This window comes from Phytobacter sp. V91 (assembly GCF_965644225.1).
Taxonomy (GTDB): Bacteria; Pseudomonadota; Gammaproteobacteria; order Enterobacterales; family Enterobacteriaceae; genus CBFFRJ01.
In genome coordinates this window covers 1-1231 of the sequence record NZ_CBFFRJ010000276.1, presented here as the reverse complement: position 1 = coordinate 1231, position 1231 = coordinate 1, and the positions used below count along the sequence as shown (strand labels likewise).

The following is a 1231-nucleotide window of genomic DNA, read 5'->3' as shown; positions in this document are numbered from 1 at the left end:
GCGATTATCCTCTATCCTTTAAAATAGCCGTTGTTGAGCAGGTCGAAAAAGGCGAGATGACCTATAAACAGGCCCAGCAGCGATATGGCATTCAGGGGCGCTCCACCGTTCTTGTCTGGCTGCGTAAATATGGTCGGCTTGACTGGAGCCCCGGACTTCCTGACCTGGTGAAGAGGAAACTGCCTTTGGCTCAGATAACTCTCCCGCTTACACCCGAGCAAAGAATCAGGGAACTTGAAGAACAGCTTAAGCTGGCGAACCAGAAAGCTGAGTTTTTTGAATCGGTTATCAATGTTCTGAAAAATGACTACGGGGTGAGTGTCGTAAAAAAGCGGCCCGGCAAGTCCTCACGCAAAGTCAGCCCCCCAAAATAACCGTTACGCGTGCATGCCAGTTTCTGGGGCACAGCAGACAGGCGTGGTATCAGTACAATGCAAGGGACAATAAACGGCAGGAGCATTATGCTCAGGTGCTTGATTTTGTTGTCCGTATCCGGTGTCGTCAGCTACGGATCGGTACGCGTAAACTTCACTATCTGCTGAACACTCAGGCCGATAACACGCTGAATATTGGACGGGATCGCTTGTTTAACCTGCTGGATGAACACCGGCTTCTGGTGCCGTTGAAACGGGCATATCACAAAACCACCAACAGCCATCATCGCTTTCACCGGCATCCCAATCTGCTGAAACCCGGCCCTGAACAGGTTATCGCCCTTGAGCCAGAGCAGGTCTGGGTCGCCGATATCACTTACCTTCCACTGTGCAGCGGCACGGCCTATCTGAGTCTGGTCACAGATGCCTGTTCCAGAAAAATCATGGGTTACCATGTTGGAGAAAACCTGCAGACAGAAAATGTGATAAAAGCGTTCAGACAGGCTCTGAGGCGGAGAAAAACGACGGGGCCTCTGGTGCATCACTCTGACAGAGGGCTGCAATACTGTTCAGCGCTTTATCAGTCAGTCCATGAGAGAAACGGGATAACCTGTTCAATGACCGATGGTTATGACTGCTACCAGAATGCGCTGGCTGAACGAATAAACGGGATCCTGAAAAATGAGTTTTTACTCTCACGTCCTGCAGATCTGGCGCAAGCCCGTGAAATGGTAAAAGAATCCGTGGCCATTTATAACCATGAACGGCCACACTTGTCCCTGAAATACAAAACGCCCGATGATGTTCATCAGGCGTTTTACAGACAGAAAACTGTCAACCTATATCAGGACTAGTCA

General features: G+C 50.0%; 1 protein-coding gene. It reads left to right on the top strand.

Features of this window, described 5'->3' with window-relative positions:
* Window positions 1–1228 (top strand): IS3 family transposase gene (locus ACSZO4_RS25605; RefSeq protein ID WP_437891891.1). Its coding sequence is split into 2 segments (ribosomal slippage), with 1229 coding nucleotides annotated over them: window positions 1–324 and window positions 324–1228; the frame shifts between segments, so codons are not numbered across the junction. This gene is flagged as partial in the annotation.
* Between the last annotated feature and the right edge of the window lie 3 nt (window positions 1229–1231).